Genomic DNA, 1651 nt, shown 5'->3' with positions numbered 1-1651 from the left:
GGCCGTGGAGGGCGTGAGGGCGGTGGTGGCCAGGGCCAGTGCCAAACGGGAAATATGCATGCGGGTTCCTAACGGAAGGGAAAAGGAGGGATGCTAGGGGAGAAAAGTGACAGTGCTATGAAATTTTGTCCCAAAGCTGACATGCGTACTAGCGGGAAAACCCGTTTTGGTGCACGTCGGGGCTGTATACAGCGAAGGGTCTTTTTTCTTTCTGAGCCCGATAAGCGCTGGCTAGACCGCTCGGTGTGTATCAGAATGCTACGGTATGCGGGAAACGACTGCTGGCGCGGGTCGGCATGCCGCCTTTTATTGGCCACCCCAGATGGAGGAGCACCATGAAATTGCGTACCCAGATCATTGGCTTTGGCCTGGTCGGCACTTTGCTGGCGGGTTTGGCCGGCGGCATTGGCCTGTTTGCCTCGTCCCGTTTGGGCGGGTCTCTGGACGAGGCCATCCAGGCCAGCGTGGCGCTACAGACCAGCCAGAAGGCAGACATGATGCACGACGCGGTGCGCGGCGATGCCCAGTTGGCCATTCTGGGGGCGACGGAGAAAAACCCGGCCCAGATTGCCGAGGCCGACAAAGACCTCAAAGAGCACGCCGAAACCTTCAACCAGGCCCTGACTGAGTTACAGGCCATGCCGCTGACGCAGGAGAGCAGTGGCGCATTGGCCAAGGTGCAGCCCGTGGTGAAAAAGTACCTTGCCTCTGCGGCGATGGTGGTGCGTGCATCCTCCAGTGACCTGCAGGCTGCGCAAGCCGCCGTACCGGCTTTGCAGTTGGCGTTTTCAGAGCTTGAAAAGGAAATGGAAGCCCTGTCGGACGCCATCCAGCACAACGGCGAGACCCTGAACGCCCAGGCCAAGCAGCAAGTGGAGAGCACCCGGCTGGCCATCGGTGCATCGCTGCTACTGGCCTGCGTGGTGATGATGGCCTGCGCCCTGTGGTTGGCCCGCAGCATGACGCAGCCCACGGCCTATGCGGTGGGCGTGGCCGACCGGTTGGCCCAGGGCAATCTGGCCACTGCCATCCAGCCTGCGGGGAACTTTGAGACGGTGCAGTTGCTGCAGTCCATGGCCCATATGCAAAAGAGCTTTTCGGGCATCGTGCGCGATGTCAAGTCCAATGCCGACGAGGTGGCACTGGCCAGCGCCCAGATTTCCCAGGGCAACCAGGATTTGTCGTGGCATTTGATCAACGGCCTGGTAGCCGATGGCTTCGACATCACCACCTGCCAGGAAATGCTGGTGGACCACGCCTTCTGCCTGCCCATGGACCTGTTGTGGCCGCATGCCGACCCCCAGGCCGCCTGGCCCGTGACCACCGTGCCCGTCTGCCTGAACACGGTGCAGTTTCCCTTGCCCACCGCTGCCCGCTGCTTTGCCCTGGGTGAAGCCATTGGCCGCGCCATCGCCCGCTGGGACAGCGATGCCCGGGTGGTGGTGGTCGGCACCGGCGGCCTGAGCCACCAGCTCGACGGCCAGCGGGCAGGCTTTATCAACAAAGAGTTTGACCTGGAGTTCATGCGCAGCCTGGTCAGCGACCCGGCCTGGGCCACCCGCTTCTCCATCCATGAACTGGTGGAAAAGGTGGGCACCCAGGGCATTGAGCTGCTGATGTGGCTGACCGCCCGCGCCGCGCTGCCCGGCCC

Annotated in this window: 2 pseudogenes; both read left to right on the top strand. The window is 62.6% G+C overall.

What is annotated here, in order from left to right:
- Window positions 1–296: 296 nt before the first annotated feature.
- Window positions 297–812: pseudogene (locus tag AC097L_RS23775) on the top strand (MCP four helix bundle domain-containing protein); the annotation flags it as partial.
- A 312-nt stretch (window positions 813–1124) separates the two neighbouring features.
- Window positions 1125–1651 (top strand): annotated as a pseudogene (locus AC097L_RS23770) (DODA-type extradiol aromatic ring-opening family dioxygenase); the annotation flags it as partial.

This window comes from Rhodoferax sp. RT5P35 (assembly GCF_056521385.1).
Note: the sequence above shows the minus strand (reverse complement) of the source record. Positions and strands in the feature narration are given on the sequence as shown.